The organism is Pseudomonas izuensis, assembly GCF_009861505.1.
Lineage (GTDB): Bacteria > Pseudomonadota > Gammaproteobacteria > Pseudomonadales > Pseudomonadaceae > Aquipseudomonas > Aquipseudomonas izuensis.
The window spans coordinates 239,190-254,714 of record NZ_WTFT01000011.1; the positions used below are offsets into that span (position 1 = coordinate 239,190).

At 58.8% G+C, this 15,525-nt stretch carries 17 protein-coding genes; 15 read left to right on the plus strand and 2 right to left on the minus strand.

Annotated features, from left to right (window positions below; translation table 11 throughout):
• Positions 1 to 2 precede the first annotated feature (2 nt).
• The 7 genes from fghA (at position 3) to rpoS (ending at position 6,025) form a co-directional block, all read left to right on the plus strand.
• Positions 3 to 848 (plus strand): S-formylglutathione hydrolase, encoded by an 846-nt coding sequence (gene fghA / locus GPL81_RS11510; protein ID WP_096513150.1) that lies wholly within the window; start codon positions 3 to 5, stop codon positions 846 to 848.
• A gap of 53 nt (positions 849 to 901) precedes the next feature.
• A complete protein-coding gene (gene ispF / locus GPL81_RS11515; RefSeq protein WP_111281392.1) occupies positions 902 to 1,375 on the plus strand; it encodes a 2-C-methyl-D-erythritol 2,4-cyclodiphosphate synthase in 474 nt (157 codons plus the stop codon).
• Entirely contained in the window at positions 1,372 to 2,430 is a 1,059-nt protein-coding gene (truD, locus tag GPL81_RS11520) for a tRNA pseudouridine(13) synthase TruD (protein ID WP_160106814.1), read from the plus strand. The genes ispF and truD overlap by 4 nt, the downstream gene beginning before the upstream one ends.
• Positions 2,418 to 3,167 carry a 5'/3'-nucleotidase SurE gene (gene surE / locus GPL81_RS11525; RefSeq protein ID WP_096513147.1) on the plus strand — a complete coding sequence of 250 codons (750 nt, stop codon included), beginning with the start codon at positions 2,418 to 2,420 and terminating at the stop codon, positions 3,165 to 3,167. Before truD ends, surE begins: the two co-directional genes overlap by 13 nt.
• 41 nt (positions 3,168 to 3,208) lie before the next feature.
• Positions 3,209 to 3,844, plus strand: coding sequence for a protein-L-isoaspartate(D-aspartate) O-methyltransferase (locus GPL81_RS11530; protein WP_178122586.1), 636 nt, complete (start codon positions 3,209 to 3,211; stop codon positions 3,842 to 3,844).
• A gap of 211 nt (positions 3,845 to 4,055) precedes the next feature.
• Complete coding sequence (locus GPL81_RS11535; protein WP_096513145.1) at positions 4,056 to 4,913, plus strand: peptidoglycan DD-metalloendopeptidase family protein; 858 nt, start codon at positions 4,056 to 4,058, stop codon at positions 4,911 to 4,913.
• A 104-nt stretch (positions 4,914 to 5,017) separates the two neighbouring features.
• Positions 5,018 to 6,025 (plus strand): RNA polymerase sigma factor RpoS, encoded by a 1,008-nt coding sequence (gene rpoS / locus GPL81_RS11540; RefSeq protein WP_096513144.1) that lies wholly within the window; start codon positions 5,018 to 5,020, stop codon positions 6,023 to 6,025.
• 485 nt (positions 6,026 to 6,510) lie between these two features.
• Here rpoS and fdxA read toward each other — a convergent pair whose 3' ends face one another.
• Together fdxA and mutS are read right to left on the minus strand one after the other, a co-directional pair.
• Positions 6,511 to 6,834 carry a ferredoxin FdxA gene (gene fdxA / locus GPL81_RS11545; RefSeq protein WP_160106816.1) on the minus strand — a complete coding sequence of 108 codons (324 nt, stop codon included), beginning with the start codon at positions 6,832 to 6,834 and terminating at the stop codon, positions 6,511 to 6,513.
• Between the two features lie 142 nt (positions 6,835 to 6,976).
• Entirely contained in the window at positions 6,977 to 9,556 is a 2,580-nt protein-coding gene (gene mutS / locus GPL81_RS11550) for a DNA mismatch repair protein MutS (RefSeq protein ID WP_160106817.1), read from the minus strand.
• Between the two features lie 201 nt (positions 9,557 to 9,757).
• On the opposite strand from mutS, the gene GPL81_RS11555 reads away from it, so the two are divergent.
• The 8 genes from GPL81_RS11555 (at position 9,758) to recX (ending at position 15,484) form a co-directional block, all read left to right on the plus strand.
• Entirely contained in the window at positions 9,758 to 10,501 is a 744-nt protein-coding gene (locus GPL81_RS11555) for a LexA family transcriptional regulator (protein WP_160106818.1), read from the plus strand.
• Positions 10,502 to 10,993: 492 nt separating this feature from the next.
• The gene (locus GPL81_RS11560) at positions 10,994 to 11,179 is read left to right on the plus strand and encodes a Com family DNA-binding transcriptional regulator (RefSeq protein WP_096513142.1); all 186 of its coding nucleotides are present in this window, start codon (positions 10,994 to 10,996) and stop codon (positions 11,177 to 11,179) included.
• A gap of 9 nt (positions 11,180 to 11,188) precedes the next feature.
• Positions 11,189 to 12,019 carry a putidacin L1 family lectin-like bacteriocin gene (locus GPL81_RS11565; protein WP_160106819.1) on the plus strand — a complete coding sequence of 277 codons (831 nt, stop codon included), beginning with the start codon at positions 11,189 to 11,191 and terminating at the stop codon, positions 12,017 to 12,019.
• Between the two features lie 168 nt (positions 12,020 to 12,187).
• Positions 12,188 to 12,535, plus strand: a complete 348-nt coding sequence (locus tag GPL81_RS11570) for a phage holin family protein (RefSeq protein ID WP_160106820.1) — start codon at positions 12,188 to 12,190, stop codon at positions 12,533 to 12,535.
• Positions 12,536 to 12,715: 180 nt separating this feature from the next.
• A complete protein-coding gene (locus GPL81_RS11575) occupies positions 12,716 to 13,285 on the plus strand; it encodes a glycoside hydrolase family 19 protein (RefSeq protein ID WP_160106821.1) in 570 nt (189 codons plus the stop codon).
• Positions 13,286 to 13,365: 80 nt separating this feature from the next.
• On the plus strand, positions 13,366 to 13,866 hold the full coding sequence (locus GPL81_RS11580) for a CinA family protein (protein WP_160106822.1): 501 nt from the start codon (positions 13,366 to 13,368) through the stop codon (positions 13,864 to 13,866).
• An 83-nt stretch (positions 13,867 to 13,949) separates the two neighbouring features.
• Entirely contained in the window at positions 13,950 to 15,008 is a 1,059-nt protein-coding gene (gene recA / locus GPL81_RS11585) for a recombinase RecA (protein ID WP_003222269.1), read from the plus strand.
• A gap of 8 nt (positions 15,009 to 15,016) precedes the next feature.
• Complete coding sequence (recX, locus tag GPL81_RS11590; protein WP_160106823.1) at positions 15,017 to 15,484, plus strand: recombination regulator RecX; 468 nt, start codon at positions 15,017 to 15,019, stop codon at positions 15,482 to 15,484.
• Positions 15,485 to 15,525 lie beyond the last annotated feature (41 nt).

Consider the following 15,525-nt stretch of genomic DNA (forward strand, 5'->3'; position numbering starts at 1 on the left):
CCATGAGCCTGGAAAATATCTCCTGTCAGAAAAGTTTCGGCGGCTGGCACAAGCGCTATCGACACCGTTCCGACGTGCTCGGCTGCGACATGGTGTTCGCCGTGTATTTGCCGCCACAGGCGGAGCAGGGCGGCAAGCTGCCGGTGCTGTACTGGTTGTCCGGCCTGACCTGCACCGACGAGAACTTCATGCAGAAGGCCGGTGCCATGCGCATGGCCGCCGAACTGGGGCTGATCATTGTCGCGCCGGACACCAGTCCTCGCGGCGCCGATGTGCCGGGTGATCCGGACGGTGCCTGGGACTTCGGGCTAGGTGCAGGGTTTTACTTGAATGCCACGCAGGAACCCTGGTCGCGCCACTATCGGATGCATGACTATGTCGTGCAGGAATTGCCGGCATTGGTCGAAGCGCATTTCCCGGCGTCGGACAAGCGCGGCATCAGCGGTCACTCCATGGGTGGCCACGGCGCGCTGGTCTGTGCCCTGCGCAATCCGGGGCGTTATCTGTCGGTGTCGGCGTTCTCGCCGATCAACAATCCGATGGACTGTCCCTGGGGGCAGAAAGCCTTTTCCCGGTATCTGGGTGAGGACCGCGCGAAATGGCGCGAGTGGGATGCCTGCGCGTTGCTTGCCGAGGCCGACGAAAAGTTGCCACTGCTGGTCGATCAAGGCGATCGAGACGATTTCCTCGCCACCCAGCTCAAGCCTGAAGCCTTGCAGCAGGCGGCTAAACTGGCCGATCACCCGCTGACGTTGCGCCTGCAACCGGGCTACGACCACAGCTATTTCTTCATCGCCAGCTTCATTGACGACCACTTGCAGCATCATGCGCGCGCTCTAGGCGCCTAATGTCCGACAAAGCAGGTAGAATCACGCCCTGACAAAAATCGGGGCGTTTTTTTATGCGTATTGGCCACGGCTATGATGTGCACCGTTTCGCTGAAGGCGATTTCATTACTCTGGGCGGCGTGCGAATTGCACACAGCTTCGGGCTGCTCGCCCACTCCGACGGTGACGTTTTGCTGCACGCCTTGAGCGATGCCTTGCTCGGCGCCGCCGCGCTGGGTGATATCGGCAAGCACTTCCCGGACACCGACCCACAATTCAAGGGCGCTGACAGCCGTGTGCTGTTGCGTCACGTCGTCGCACTGGTCCACGCCAAAGGCTGGAAGGTCGGCAACGTCGATAACACTATTGTTGCCCAGGCGCCGAAAATGGCCCCGCATATCGAATCGATGCGTGCGCTGATCGCCGCGGATCTTCAAGTTGAGTTGGATCAAGTGAACGTAAAAGCTACCACCACCGAAAAGCTCGGCTTTGTCGGTCGCGAAGAAGGCATTGCCGTGCATTCCGTTGCCTTGTTGCTGCGCGCATGAACGAAGCGCAATTGCTCGGCCCGCGGGCCTATGGTGATGCTCTCGGCACTGCGGTGCTCAAAGCCATCGCGGAAGATTTCCAGGTCGACGAAGTCCTTGATATTCCCCTGAGTGGCGATGGCGAACACTTGTGGATCTGGGTGGAAAAGCGCGGTCTGAATACGGAAGAAGCGGCGCGGCGGATCGCCAAGGCAGCTGGCGTGCCCCTGCGCACCGTCAGTTACGCCGGGCTCAAGGATCGTCAGGCGCTGACCCGTCAGTGGTTCAGCGTACAACTGCCGGGAAAGGCTGATCCGGACCTGTCGGCAGCCGAAAACGACACGCTGAAAATCCTCAAGACCAACCGACACAAACGCAAGCTGCAGCGCGGTGCCCATTCGGCCAACGGCTTCACCTTGCGCCTGACGCAGTTCACCGGCGACAAGGCGGCCATCGAAGAGCGCCTGCAACTGATCGCCAAACAAGGCATCCCCAACTATTTCGGCAGCCAGCGCTTCGGGCATGACGGCGGCAACGTGGTCGACGCCCGTGCCTGGGCCGCGCGCAAGGCTTTGCCCGAGCAGCGTAACGTCCGTTCGCGCCTGCTCTCCACCGCGCGTAGTTTTCTGTTCAATCAGGTGTTGGCCGCGCGTGTCGCCGATGGCACCTGGCAGCGTGCCCAGGTCGGTGATCTGCTGGCGTTTACCGATAGCCGCAGCTTCTTTCCGGCCGGTGAGGCCGAGTGCAGCGACCCGCGTCTGGCCATTCTCGATCTGCATCCGACGGGTCCGCAGTGGGGCGAAGGTGACTCGCCGGCCTCGGGCGCTGTCCATGAACTGGAGCAGGCCATCGCCGCGCGCGAAGCGGACCTTCGCGATTGGTTGATCAACGCCGGTATGAGCCACGAACGTCGCATCCTGCGGCTGCCCATTGCCGGGTTGACGTGGCATTATCCCGAGCCTGACATTCTGCAACTGGAATTCGTCCTGCCGGCCGGATGCTTCGCCACCGTCTTGGTGCGCGAACTTGTTGATCTGGTGCCGGTGGGGCAGACGGACAGCTCATGCGTATTCTGATTTCTAACGACGATGGGGTAACCGCACCCGGTCTCGCCGCGCTTTATGCTGCGCTGGCGGATTACACCGAATGCGTGGTTATCGCCCCGGACCAGGACAAAAGCGGCGCCAGCAGTTCGTTGACGCTCGACCGTCCGTTGCACCCGCAGACGCTGGCCAACGGCTTTATCAGCGTCAACGGCACGCCGACCGATTGCGTGCACCTGGGCCTCAACGGCTTGCTGGAGCGCGAAGCGGACATGGTGGTTTCCGGGATCAACCTGGGTGCCAACCTGGGGGACGATGTCCTGTATTCCGGAACCGTGGCGGCAGCGCTCGAAGGGCGTTTCCTGACGCGTCCTGCGTTTGCCTTTTCGCTGGTCTCGCGACAAGTCGACAACCTTCCCACAGCCGCTTACTTTGCGCGCAAACTGGTCGAGGCCCATGGGGATCTCGAACTGCCACCGCGTACGGTACTCAACGTGAACATACCTAACTTGCCCCTGGAACATATCCGCGGTGTCCAGTTGACTCGCCTGGGGCATCGCGCCCGCGCGGCGGCACCGATGAAAGTGGTCGACCCGCGCGGCAAGTCCGGATACTGGATTGCCGCAGCGGGGGACGCTGAAGACGGTGGCCCGGGCACTGACTTTCACGCGGTGATGCAGGGCTATGTTTCCATCACTCCACTGCAACTGGATCGCACCTTCAATGATGCCTTCAGAAGTCTCGATGGCTGGCTGGAGGGGTTGCGCTAATGACTCGTGAGCAAGACGACATGCTGCGTCGCGGCATCGGCATGACCTCGCAACGGACCCGCGAACGCCTCATTCAGCGTTTGTACGAGGAAGGGGTGTCCAACACCAGGGTACTGGAAGTCATCCGTCAAACACCGCGTCACCTGTTTGTCGATGAGGCGCTGGCACACCGTGCCTACGAGGACACCGCGCTGCCGATCGGGCATAACCAGACCATCTCCCAGCCTTATATGGTGGCTCGCATGAGCGAGCTGCTGCTGGAGGCCGGGCCTCTGGACAAGGTGATGGAGATCGGTACCGGTTCGGGCTACCAGACGGCGGTATTGTCGCAATTGGTCGAGCGTGTGTTCTCCGTCGAACGCATCAAGGTGCTGCAGGACCGGGCCAAGGAGCGCCTGGTCGAATTGAACCTGCGCAACGTGGTGTTTCGCTGGGGCGATGGCTGGGAAGGGTGGCCGGCGCTGGCGCCGTACAACGGCATTATCGTGACGGCGGTGGCGACCGACGTGCCCCAGGCGTTGCTTGATCAACTAGCCCCCGGGGGGCGTCTGGTGATACCGGTCGGGTCCGGAGAGGTGCAACAATTGATGCTGATCATTCGCGAAGAGCAGGGGTTCTCCAGGCGTGTTCTGGGGGCGGTTCGTTTCGTCCCGTTGCTCAATGGGCCACTGGCCTGAGCTTTTGTTTCAACGCGCTGAATTCTCTTCGATAGCCTTTGTCTTACAGCGGCGTCGATTGGTTAAACGGGTTGTTTTGTCAGGCAGCAAACGTGTGCGCGAAGCCATTTCGCTTCATTAAGGGTAAAGCCTGCACGGCCCGTTATACTTGCGACATTTCGTGCCGGAACACGGCAAATCACATTTTCAGCCACCACAAAGGGAGCGGCGGGTGAGTCTCACAGTCATTGCGCAGCGTATGGGTAAAACGAGCTTTCAGCGCCTGGTGACTGGCCTTGTCATGAGCACCTTGCTGGTCGGTTGTTCCAGCAACAAATCCAGCGACGTGCGCGTTGTTGACCGCAACAATGCCGTTGCCCAGCGCCCGGCAGTGACGACGGGACAGTACGTCGTCCGCCCGAAAGACACCTTGTTCTCGATCGCCTTTCGCTACGGTTGGGACTACAAGGCTCTCGCGGCACGCAACAACATTGATGCGCCCTACACGATCCATCCGGGTCAGACGATTCGCTTCGATGGTCGCACCGGTTCAACGTCGACTGCGGTGGTCAGTTCGTCCAATTCCTCGCCGTCGTCCTCGAGTAAAACCACCGTGATCCGTCGTCCTGTCGACGGTGCCACTACAACCACACCGGCGGTTGTACCGTCCGTCGCCAACAAGCCGGCACCCGCTCCACTGCCTCCTCCGGGCCCGGCCCCGACGGGCTGGGGATGGCCATCTAATGGCATTTTGATTGGTAAATTCTCTTCAAACGGTAGTTTGAATAAAGGAATTGATATCGCCGGAGATTTGGGACAGCCTGTTTTAGCTGCGTCTGATGGGACGGTGGTATACGCCGGGAGTGGCTTAAGGGGCTACGGCGAATTAGTTATCATCAAACACAGCGAAACCTACGTCAGTGCCTACGGACATAACCGCAGGCTGTTGGTTCGGGAGGGGCAGCAGGTCAAGGTCGGACAGACAATTGCCGAAATGGGGTCAACGGGTACAGACCGGGTGAAACTGCATTTTGAGATTCGCCGCCAAGGTAAACCTGTAGATCCGCTGCAATTCCTGCCACGTCGTTGATCGCTACCAGCCTGTTCCGTCACGTAGAGGGGACAGGCTCCAGCGTTGCCAAGGATGAAGGCGCCGCTTGAGCTTGAGGTCGAACTCACCAAAGGACTATAACAATGGCTCTCAGTAAAGAAGTGCCGGAGTTTGACATCGACGATGAGGTTCTCCTGATGGAGACCAGCATCGATACGGATTCGATGTCGAATGATGAAGGGGCGGCTCCACCTTCCGTTCGTGCCAAATCCAAACACTCCGCATCGTTGAAGCAACACAAGTACATTGACTACACGCGGGCACTCGACGCCACGCAGCTGTACCTCAATGAAATCGGCTTTTCCCCCCTGTTATCCCCCGAAGAAGAAGTTCATTTTGCGCGCCTGTCGCAAAGTGGCGATCCGGCCGGGCGCAAACGCATGATTGAAAGTAACCTGCGGCTGGTGGTGAAAATCGCCCGGCGTTACGTCAATCGTGGCTTGTCGCTGCTTGACCTGATCGAAGAGGGCAACCTCGGCTTGATTCGGGCGGTGGAGAAGTTCGACCCTGAGCGGGGTTTCCGCTTTTCGACCTACGCAACCTGGTGGATTCGTCAGACCATCGAGCGCGCGATCATGAATCAGACCCGGACCATCCGGTTGCCGATCCATGTGGTCAAGGAGCTGAACGTGTACCTGCGGGCCGCACGAGAGCTGACGCAAAAACTCGATCATGAACCCTCACCCGAAGAGATCGCCAACCTGCTGGAAAAACCGGTGGGAGAGGTCAAGCGCATGCTCGGCCTGAACGAGCGGGTTTCTTCGGTCGACGTCTCGCTGGGTCCGGATTCGGATAAAACCCTGCTGGACACCCTTACCGACGATCGCCCCACCGATCCATGCGAACTGTTGCAGGATGACGACCTGTCCCAGAGCATCGATCAATGGCTCTCGGAACTGACCGACAAACAACGCGAGGTGGTTGTGCGTCGCTTCGGGCTGCGCGGTCACGAGAGCAGTACCCTGGAAGACGTAGGCCTGGAAATTGGCCTGACCCGGGAACGGGTCCGGCAGATTCAGGTTGAAGGCCTCAAGCGCCTTCGTGAGATCCTGGAGAAAAACGGCCTGTCGAGCGAGTCGCTGTTTCAGTAACAGGCTCGTGTAGCGGTCAACAAAAGCCCCGACTGGTTCGGGGTTTTTTGTTGCGCGGAAGAAAGTTCCCGCAGACCTGCGAAGCCACCTCGGGTTTGTAGTCTTGGGTTGTAAGTCTTGGCTTACTCTTTCGTAAGTGTTCGTTATTTTTACAGCGTGGCAGACCACCATACTTTCACTGACGTTGATTTATCTAGTTGATTTAGATGCTTATTTTCGCAAGTTAACAGCATATGACAGGCGATTTCAGCGTTCGAGGCCGATTGCTCCCGGCTCCGAACACTCTAGTATTCGGGTTGTGTCGAGGGACAGACACGCCCTTCAAGGATGAGGGGAATGGACATCGCAGGAAGCGATTCATCAGGACGATGAAATGGAACACAGGGAATAGGGAAAAAAGTGGGCGGGTCAAACCGCCCCTTTTTTTTCGTCTGCAGAAAAGCAAAAAGGCCCTTGTGGGGCCTTTTTCGGGAACGCGGGGATAATCAGCGTTCGAGCTGTTCGATCTTGCCTGGCTTGCCATCCCACTCTGCGGAGTCGGGCAAAGGGTCTTTGCGCTCGGTGATGTTCGGCCAGACCTCGGCCAATTCCAGGTTCAATGCGATGAAGTTTTCCATGCCCGCAGGGACTTCATCTTCGGAGAAGATGGCCACGGCAGGGCATTCTGGTTCGCACAGTGCGCAGTCGATGCACTCATCCGGGTGAATCACCAGGAAGTTCGGGCCTTCGTAAAAGCAGTCCACCGGACAGACTTCTACGCAGTCGGTGTACTTGCACTTGATGCAGTTGTCGGTGACGACGAAGGTCATTTCTAATTTTCTCCTCAGGCGCGGCTTGCTGCGCCCCTTCACATAGGGGTCGCAAGGTTCGGGAGCGATAGTCTGCAGGCCAGGCTAAAAGCCAGCAGCATCCCAAACCGCGCGAGATTCTAACAGCTTGCAAGCCTATGCGTTAGATCCGTGTCTTTAGTGTATAGAGCATTTCGAGCGCACGACGTGGCGTCATATCGTCCAGGTCGAGCTTGGCCAGTTCATCCAGCACCGGATGCGGCAGGCTGGCGAACATATCGCTTTGCTGTGGCGCGGCCGGCTTGCCTTTGGCAGGCTTGGGCGCTTCATGGGGCAGGGCGGTGTCTTCCAGGCGGCTCAAATGCTCACGGGCGCGCGCGATCACTTCACTGGGCACGCCGGCCAGCTGCGCCACCGCCAGGCCGTAGCTCTGGCTGGCGGGCCCCGGCAGCACGTGGTGCAGGAACACGATACGTTCGTTGTGCTCAGTGGCGTTGAGATGCACGTTGGCCACCAGCGGTTGGGCTTCCGGCAGAACCGTCAGCTCGAAGTAGTGGGTGGCGAACAGCGTGTAGGCACGCAAGTGCGCCAGTCGCTCCGCCGCCGCCCAGGCCAGGGATAAACCGTCGAACGTACTGGTGCCGCGCCCGACTTCATCCATCAATACCAGGCTGCGCTCGGTGGCGTTGTGCAGGATGTTGGCGGTTTCGCTCATTTCGACCATGAAGGTCGAGCGCCCGCCTGCCAGGTCATCGCTGGAACCGATCCGGGTGAAAATGCGATCCACCAGCGACAATTCACAACTGGCCGCCGGTACGAAACTGCCTATATGGGCCAGCAGCACGATCAGCGCGGTCTGGCGCATGTAGGTGGATTTACCGCCCATGTTCGGACCGGTGATCACCAGCATGCGCGTATTGTCATCGAGGCTCAGGTCATTGGCCACGAACGGCGTGGTCAGCACTTGCTCGACCACCGGGTGACGACCCTGGGTGATCCGCATGCACGGTTCACTGACGAACCGCGGGCAGTTCAAGTCAAGGTTCAATGCACGCTCGGCCAGGTTGCTGAGCACGTCCAGTTCAGCCAGCGCCGAAGCGGTGTCCTGCAGCGGTGGCAATTGCGCGATCAGGTCCTCGAGCAGCGCTTCGTAAAGCATCTTCTCCCGGGCCAGGGCGCGGCTCTTGGCCGACAGCGCCTTGTCTTCGAAAGCCTTGAGTTCCGGTGTGATAAAACGCTCGGCGCCCTTGAGGGTCTGACGGCGGATGTAATCGGCGGGCGCCGACTCGGCTTGCTTGCTCGGCAATTCGATGAAGTAGCCGTGGATGCGGTTGTACCCGACCTTCAGGTGAGACAGGCCGGTGCGGGCCTTTTCCCGGGCTTCGAGATCGATCAGGAATTGTCCCGCGTTCTCGCTGAGCGATTGCAGTTCGTCGAGTTCGCTGTCGTAACCGGTCTTCAATACGCCGCCGTCGCGGATGACCGCCGGCGGGTTGTCGATGATGGCTTTTTCCAGCAGCGCGGCCAGTTCCGGGTAGGTGCTGGTAGTGGTCGCGAGCTGTTGCAGATGCGGGGCCTCAAGCTCGGTCATCGCCACTTGCAGTTCAGGCAGGGCGCCGAGGGCATCGCGCAGGCGTGCCAGATCCCGAGGGCGGGCGTTTCGCAGGCCAATTCGCGCGAGAATCCGCTCGATGTCGCCGATTTCCTTGAGTTGCGGTTGCAGCTTTTCGAAACGGTAGGCGTCGAGCAGGCAGGTGATCGACGTCTGGCGGGCCAGCAAAATCTTCAGGTCACGCAGAGGGCGGTTCAGCCAACGGGTCAGCAAGCGGCTGCCCATGGCGGTCTGGCAGCGGTCGACCACCGATTGCAGTGTGTTGTCGCGACCGCCGGCCAGGTTGGTGTCCAGTTCCAGGTTGCGACGGCTGGCGCCGTCCAGCACCACGGTATCGTCGAGGCGCTCATGACGCAGGCTGCGCAAGTGTGGCAGGGCGGTGCGCTGGGTTTCTTTCGCATAGGCCAGCAGGCAACCGGCAGCGCCGATGGCCAGGGTCAGGTTCTCGCACCCGAAACCTTTCAGGTCCTGGGTGGAAAATTGCTGGCAAAGACTTTTCAGCGCCGAGTCACGCTCGAAATCCCACGGCGCACGGCGACGAACCCCACGGCGTTTCTCCGCCGGCAGATCCTTCGGCCAGTCATCCGGGATCAGCAATTCCACCGGATTGACCCGCTCCAGTTCCGCCAGCAGGTTTTCCCAGCCCTTGATTTCCAGCACGCTGAAGTTGCCGCTGGTGATGTCCAGCACCGCCAGGCCGAACAGACGCTCATCACCCAGCACAGCCGCGATCAGGTTGTCCCGACGCTCATCCAGCAGCGCTTCGTCACTCACCGTCCCCGGCGTGATGATCCGCACCACCTGGCGCTCCACTGGCCCCTTGCTGGTGGCCGGATCGCCGACCTGCTCACAGATCACCACGGACTCGCCGAGCTTCACCAGCTTCGCCAGGTAACCTTCGGCGGCGTGGTAAGGAATCCCGCACATCGGAATTGCCTGGCCGGCCGACTGCCCGCGGGCGGTCAAGGTGATGTCGAGCAACTTGGCGGCCTTCTTCGCGTCCTCATAGAAGATCTCGTAGAAGTCGCCCATGCGGTAGAACATCAACTGGTCTGGGTGCTGATTCTTCAGGCGCCAGTACTGCTGCATCATCGGCGTGTGGGAGGACAGGTCGGAGAGGGCTTTATTCATTGGGAATCGGAAAACTCGTTCAAAGGTGTGGGGCAAAAGTGGGGCGTCGGCCCGGCTTTTCCGCAATGGGCGCAAGATTAACATGGGCGGTCTGCCGGACGCAGGCAGGAACGCCGCGTGGTCCGTTTCTGATGCGTTATGCATCGCTTATGCACTGATTATGCAATTTGGCATTTGTCTTCCGTGAAAAGAACAAGCACTATGCGCGTTATGCACAAACGCAATGTTTCTACCGTCCTGAGAGCGCTGCTCGATCAACACGGGATCTCCCCCACGGAGCTTCACCGTCGCACCGGCGTGCCTCAATCCACACTCTCGCGGATCCTCAGCGGGAAGATCGTCGATCCTTCGGATAAACACATATCGAAGATCGCCGAGTACTTCGCCGTGAGTACCGACCAGTTGCGCGGCCGTGCAGAAGTCGCGCCGGCGACCGCTGGCGGGCGCGATCAATTGCATGCTGAGCTCAAGGACATAAGTCTGTGGGACGACGATACACCCGTCGACGACGACGAAGTATCGGTCCCCTTTCTTCGCGAGGTTGAATTGGCTGCGGGATCAGGAAGATTTGTCATCGAAGAGAGCGAGCGCTCTAGCCTGCGCTTCGGTAAGCGCAGTTTGCGCCATAACGGGGTGCAGTTCGACCAGGCCAAATGCGTGACCGTGCGTGGCAACAGCATGTTGCCGGTACTGCGCGACGGTGCCACGGTCGGGGTCAATGCCGGCAAGTGCGGGATTGGCGACATTATTGATGGCGACCTTTATGCAATCAATCACAACGGCCAGTTACGGGTGAAACAGCTTTATCGTCTGCCCACCGGCATTCGGCTGCGCAGCTTCAACCGCGATGAGCACCCGGACGAGGACTATAGCTTCCAGGAAATGCAGGAAGAGCAAATCGTCATCCTTGGTCACGTCTTCTGGTGGGGCATGTACGCTCGCTAACCTCAACGCTGTCAGATAAAGCCCGCCATCAGGCGGGTTTTTTTTCGCCTGGCAAAAACCGCCAACACCTTTGTTTATAGGCGTTTCATGCGTTAGTGCATTTGCAGTGCATAAATAAATGCATTTGTGCATTGACTGTATATGCATCCATGCATATTCTTTATCTCAAGCCGCTCAACAAAGCGGTTCGCAAAGAAGCTCTTTAGTTCCACCAAAAAAGGCAGCGATGAACCGGCCTCAACGGTTCAGAGGGTTGGCAACTGACCCGGGTGTGCAGCGTAAAGCACCAGAAGCAGTTATCCGGCGGGCAGGGACCGCGGTCGGAAGAACAATTTGAATGGACCCGTACCGCGCCAGCAGCGCCGAAAGGTCAATGCGAAGGACCGCACAGAAAAGCCCGATGCAAGTCGGGCTTTTCGGAATAACTACCTCGTCCGGGGCCTATCAACCTCATCTACAGAAAGGATTCGGCAGAAGCCAGGAGGCATCGTGATGTTGAAAGATTACAGATGTGGGCAGTGCAAAAGACTTCTCGCCCGAGTGGGTGAGTACACCGAGCTCCAAGTCAAATGCTCCCGATGCGGAACATTGAATCACGTGAAGGCCGCGAGCCTTGAGCGATCGCCATTGAGCGACATGAAAGCGCAATCCCGCGCACAAAACCATTCGACTCAATAGGTGATAAACATGGCAGGACGTACACGTATTCCGTTTCAAGGCAGCGGCACTTCGATTCTCCCCGCTTATCAAACCATGACCCCGGGGCAGTTCCTTCTTTCACCAAACGGCCGATTCAAGCTACTGCTTCAGGCCGACGGCAATCTGGTGCTGCTGGACAATGGCGCGGTGGCATGGGTCGCTAATGAGGCTCAGCCCTACAGTTCAACCATTCCATTGCGTAACAATGAACCGACACAGTTCTTCATTCAGTACGGCGCATTCCTATATGACCCGGCGCGGGCGCGTACCTGGCTGTCGAACAACAGTACGTTTACCAGTGAGGATCAATGGAACCGAACCCACCTGGTTCTGCAGGACGACGGGAACATCGTACTGGTTGACTCCCAGGCGATCTGGAGCGGTACGCCGTCAATTGCGCCGATTGCCGGCTCTACCGCTTCCGTGGTTATCAGTGGCCCTGCCGAGCTTGCCATGGGCATGCCCTATTTTTCCGGTGATAGCGCCCTGATTTTCCAGGGGGACGGAAACGTTGTGGTCTACGGTCCGAACTGGAGTGTTCGTTGGGCGAGCTACACGCAGAACAAAGGGGCGGTCAAGGCTGTCATGCAGGCTGATGGCAACTTTGTTGTTTATGCCGCTAACGATGTGCCTTTGTGGAACTCCGGCACCGCAGGTCATTCAGGCGTCGTGCTGCGGCTGCAACCGAACGGCGGCTTTTCTGTCGTGAAAGAAACGCCTGTCTGGGCACGATTCGGGTACAAACCGACCTACCGTCCAATCCGGCTGATCGACGGGACTTCTTTCAAGACCTTTGATATCTGGACATGGGCAGTTTGAGCCGCATGGCTCTGCAAGTCGCTCTATCGTCCGATTAAAAGTGACTGATACATCCAGCTCTGCCGTCGGTGGGGCTGGATGCGCTTGCTGTTGGAAAATGTATCGACAACGCGTGTGCTGCGCGTTGTTTAAGGTCACTGATCAATCACCCCCACCAGGAGGCGTGACATGACAAACGAGCTACAGGCGTTGCTGGACTTGCCGATCTGGCTGGTCATCGTGCTCGCCTTGATGGGTGGGGTCTGCGGCGAAATGTGGCGCGCCGACAAGGAGGGCGCCCGCGGCTGGTCTTTGTTGCGACGCCTGGCACTGCGTTCCGGAGCCTGCATGATCTGCGGGATCTCGGCCATCATGCTGCTGTATGCCGCCGGCATGTCCATCTGGGCGGCGGGCGCGTTCGGTTGCCTCACGGCGATGGCGGGCGCTGATGTCGCCATTGGCCTTTATGAACGCTGGGCGGCCAGGCGAATTGGCGTATGCGAAGTACCGCCGCATGATTCTCGTCCGGATCAATAGTTGCCACACGGCAACTTGCCTGGGCCCGAAGACCTAACACGACGCAACAATTGAAGCGGTCACCCTCGCCGGTCGAGCCTGTAATCTTGAGTTCAACAGGATCGGCGAGCCGTTGGAGACAGTGCAGGTGTTTTTACGGAGAAGCCTGTGAAACTCACCTCTTAACCAGTGGAGCAAACGATGCTTCTGACCGAGCAGCAGTTACTGAAGATCTTCCCCAACGCCCGCTCCCAAGCGGGCGTTTTCATATCAGTCCTCGACAGCGCCATGGCTCACCGCAACATCAATACGCCCATGCGCATTGCAGCGTTCCTGGCACAAGTCGGTCACGAGTCGGGGCAGTTGCAATACGTGCGTGAATTGGGTAGCGATCAATATCTGAACAAGTACGACACCGGTGCGTTGGCTGCGCGCCTGGGCAACACCCCGGAACCCGACGGCGATGGCCAACGCTATCGCGGTCGAGGCCTTATCCAGATCACGGGTCGACACAACTATCGCGAATGCAGCCGCGGGCTGTTTGGCGACGAGCGTCTGCTTGACGTGCCTGAACTACTGGAGCAGCCCCAATGGGCAGCCGAATCCGCAGCGTGGTTCTGGGAGCAAAACGGTCTTAATGAATTGGCCGACCGCGACCAGTTCAACAGCATTACCCGTCGAATCAATGGTGGCTTGAACGGACTGCAGGATCGCTTGCAGCTCTGGGCACGGGCGAGGGCGGTGTTATGCCAGCCTTCGCCAGCCCGCTAACATTTTGATCGATGCTGTAACTTGCAAGCGCGATCTGCTCGTGTACGGTAGTCCTCATTCCGCTCGATCAGGAGATGACCGTGAAAGAAATCACCCAGTTGGCCGCTGAACTTGGCAGACGCCTGCAGGTTCTCAATGCCCACGTCACCACCGCGGAGTCTTGCACCGGTGGCGGGATCGCCGAGGCAATTACCCGTATTCCGGGAAGTTCGGCGTGGTTCGAAGCCGGTTATGTCACCTACTCCAATCGACAGAAAACGCTGCAACTGGATGTTCCTGTGGGATTGTTCACCACGGTGGGGGCGGTCAGTCGCGAAGTGGTCGAGGCGATGGCAAGGGGCGCCCAGGAAAGAAGCCGTGCGTATTTTTCGGTGGCGGTCAGTGGCGTAGCAGGACCGGACGGTGGCTCCCCGAGCAAGCCGGTAGGCACTGTCTGGCTGGCCTGGGGTGTGGGTGAGCAGGTGTTCAGCGAGGTACAGCACTTCCCCGGCAACCGCGACGAGGTCCGCCGACAAACGGTGAAGGCCGCGCTAGAGGGGCTGCTGCGGTATGCCGCGGCAGAAATCTCAAATCAGGGGTAGGCGATCCTTAAACCCTGTGGAATAATACTGGCTACTTATACAGGTGTTGGCCGTCAGGCCTTATTGATTACGTGAGGACTTTAATGGACGACAACAAGAAGAAAGCCTTGGCTGCGGCCCTGGGTCAGATCGAACGTCAATTCGGCAAGGGTGCCGTAATGCGTATGGGCGATCAGGACCGTCAGGCGATCCCGGCTATATCCACTGGCTCTCTGGGTCTGGACATCGCACTGGGCATTGGCGGTCTGCCAAAAGGCCGTATTGTTGAAATCTATGGTCCTGAATCTTCCGGTAAAACCACACTGACATTGTCCGTGATCGCCCAGGCTCAAAAAGCCGGCGCGACCTGCGCATTCGTCGATGCCGAACACGCCCTCGACCCTGAGTACGCCGGCAAGCTTGGCGTCAACGTCGACGACCTGCTGGTTTCCCAGCCGGACACCGGTGAACAGGCCCTGGAAATCACCGACATGCTGGTGCGTTCCAACGCGGTTGACGTGATCATCGTCGACTCCGTGGCGGCACTGGTACCAAAGGCTGAAATCGAAGGCGAAATGGGTGACATGCACGTGGGCCTGCAAGCCCGTCTGATGTCTCAGGCGCTGCGTAAAATTACCGGTAACATCAAGAACGCCAACTGCCTGGTGATCTTCATCAACCAGATCCGTATGAAGATCGGTGTGATGTTCGGCAGCCCGGAAACCACCACCGGTGGTAACGCGCTGAAGTTCTATGCATCGGTTCGTCTGGACATCCGCCGTACTGGCGCGGTGAAAGAGGGTGATGAAGTTGTCGGTAGCGAAACCCGCGTCAAGGTTGTGAAGAACAAGGTGGCTTCGCCGTTCCGTCAGGCCGAGTTCCAGATTCTTTACGGCAAGGGCATCTACCTCAATGGTGAGATGATCGATCTGGGTGTTCTGCACGGCTTCGTCGAAAAATCCGGTGCCTGGTATGCCTACGAAGGCACCAAGATCGGTCAGGGCAAGGCTAACTCGGCCAAGTTCCTGGCGGACAACCCGGAAGTCGCAGCAAAACTCGAGAAGCAACTGCGTGACAAATTGCTGTCTCCGGCCGTGATCGCGGACTCCAAGGCCTCAGCGGTCAAAGAGACCGAAGACGATCTGGCTGACGCTGATATCTGATTGATCCGATGATCGCCGTACTCGATACACTCGTCGCGGTGCGGCGAACCGCCATGGACCTGCTCGCGCGACGCGAGCATGGTCGAGTCGAGCTGACGCGTAAACTGCGTCAGCGCGGCGCTCTCCCCGAAATGATCGAAACAGCACTCGACCGATTGACGGAAGAGGGCTTGCTCTCCGAATCCCGTTACCTCGAAAGTTTCGTTTCCTACCGTGCCCGTTCCGGCTATGGCCCTTTGCGCATTCGTGAAGAGTTAAGCCAGCGCGGCCTGCAACGTAGCGATGTCGAACTGGCCTTGCGCGAGTGTGGTATCGATTGGCAGGTTCAACTGGAAGATACCTGGCGGCGCAAGTTCTCCGGGCACTTACCGATAGACGCCCGGGAACGTGCCAAGCAGGGCAGGTTCCTGGCCTATCGGGGATATTCCATGGAAATGATCGGCCGCTTGTTCAGTGGCCGGAGCATGGACGATTGACTGAAACGGCTCGCTATTTCGATAGCGGGCCGTTTTTTTGC

Bases quoted from the DNA above. Each gene is read 5' to 3' on its own strand.
- fdxA (WP_160106816.1), bottom strand. From the start codon at position 6,834: ATGACCTTCGTCGTCACCGACAACTGCATCAAGTGCAAGTACACCGAC.
- GPL81_RS11575 (WP_160106821.1), top strand. From the start codon at position 12,716: ATGCTTCTGACCGAGCAGCAGTTACTGAAGATCTTCCCCAACGCCCGC.
- GPL81_RS11565 (WP_160106819.1), top strand. From the start codon at position 11,189: ATGGCAGGACGTACACGTATTCCGTTTCAAGGCAGCGGCACTTCGATT.
- GPL81_RS11560 (WP_096513142.1), top strand. From the start codon at position 10,994: ATGTTGAAAGATTACAGATGTGGGCAGTGCAAAAGACTTCTCGCCCGA.
- surE (WP_096513147.1), top strand. From the start codon at position 2,418: ATGCGTATTCTGATTTCTAACGACGATGGGGTAACCGCACCCGGTCTC.
- ispF (WP_111281392.1), top strand. From the start codon at position 902: ATGCGTATTGGCCACGGCTATGATGTGCACCGTTTCGCTGAAGGCGAT.
- mutS (WP_160106817.1), bottom strand. From the start codon at position 9,556: ATGAATAAAGCCCTCTCCGACCTGTCCTCCCACACGCCGATGATGCAG.
- GPL81_RS11530 (WP_178122586.1), top strand. From the start codon at position 3,209: ATGACCTCGCAACGGACCCGCGAACGCCTCATTCAGCGTTTGTACGAG.
- recA (WP_003222269.1), top strand. From the start codon at position 13,950: ATGGACGACAACAAGAAGAAAGCCTTGGCTGCGGCCCTGGGTCAGATC.
- recX (WP_160106823.1), top strand. From the start codon at position 15,017: ATGATCGCCGTACTCGATACACTCGTCGCGGTGCGGCGAACCGCCATG.
- GPL81_RS11555 (WP_160106818.1), top strand. From the start codon at position 9,758: ATGCGCGTTATGCACAAACGCAATGTTTCTACCGTCCTGAGAGCGCTG.
- GPL81_RS11570 (WP_160106820.1), top strand. From the start codon at position 12,188: ATGACAAACGAGCTACAGGCGTTGCTGGACTTGCCGATCTGGCTGGTC.
- rpoS (WP_096513144.1), top strand. From the start codon at position 5,018: ATGGCTCTCAGTAAAGAAGTGCCGGAGTTTGACATCGACGATGAGGTT.
- truD (WP_160106814.1), top strand. From the start codon at position 1,372: ATGAACGAAGCGCAATTGCTCGGCCCGCGGGCCTATGGTGATGCTCTC.
- fghA (WP_096513150.1), top strand. From the start codon at position 3: ATGAGCCTGGAAAATATCTCCTGTCAGAAAAGTTTCGGCGGCTGGCAC.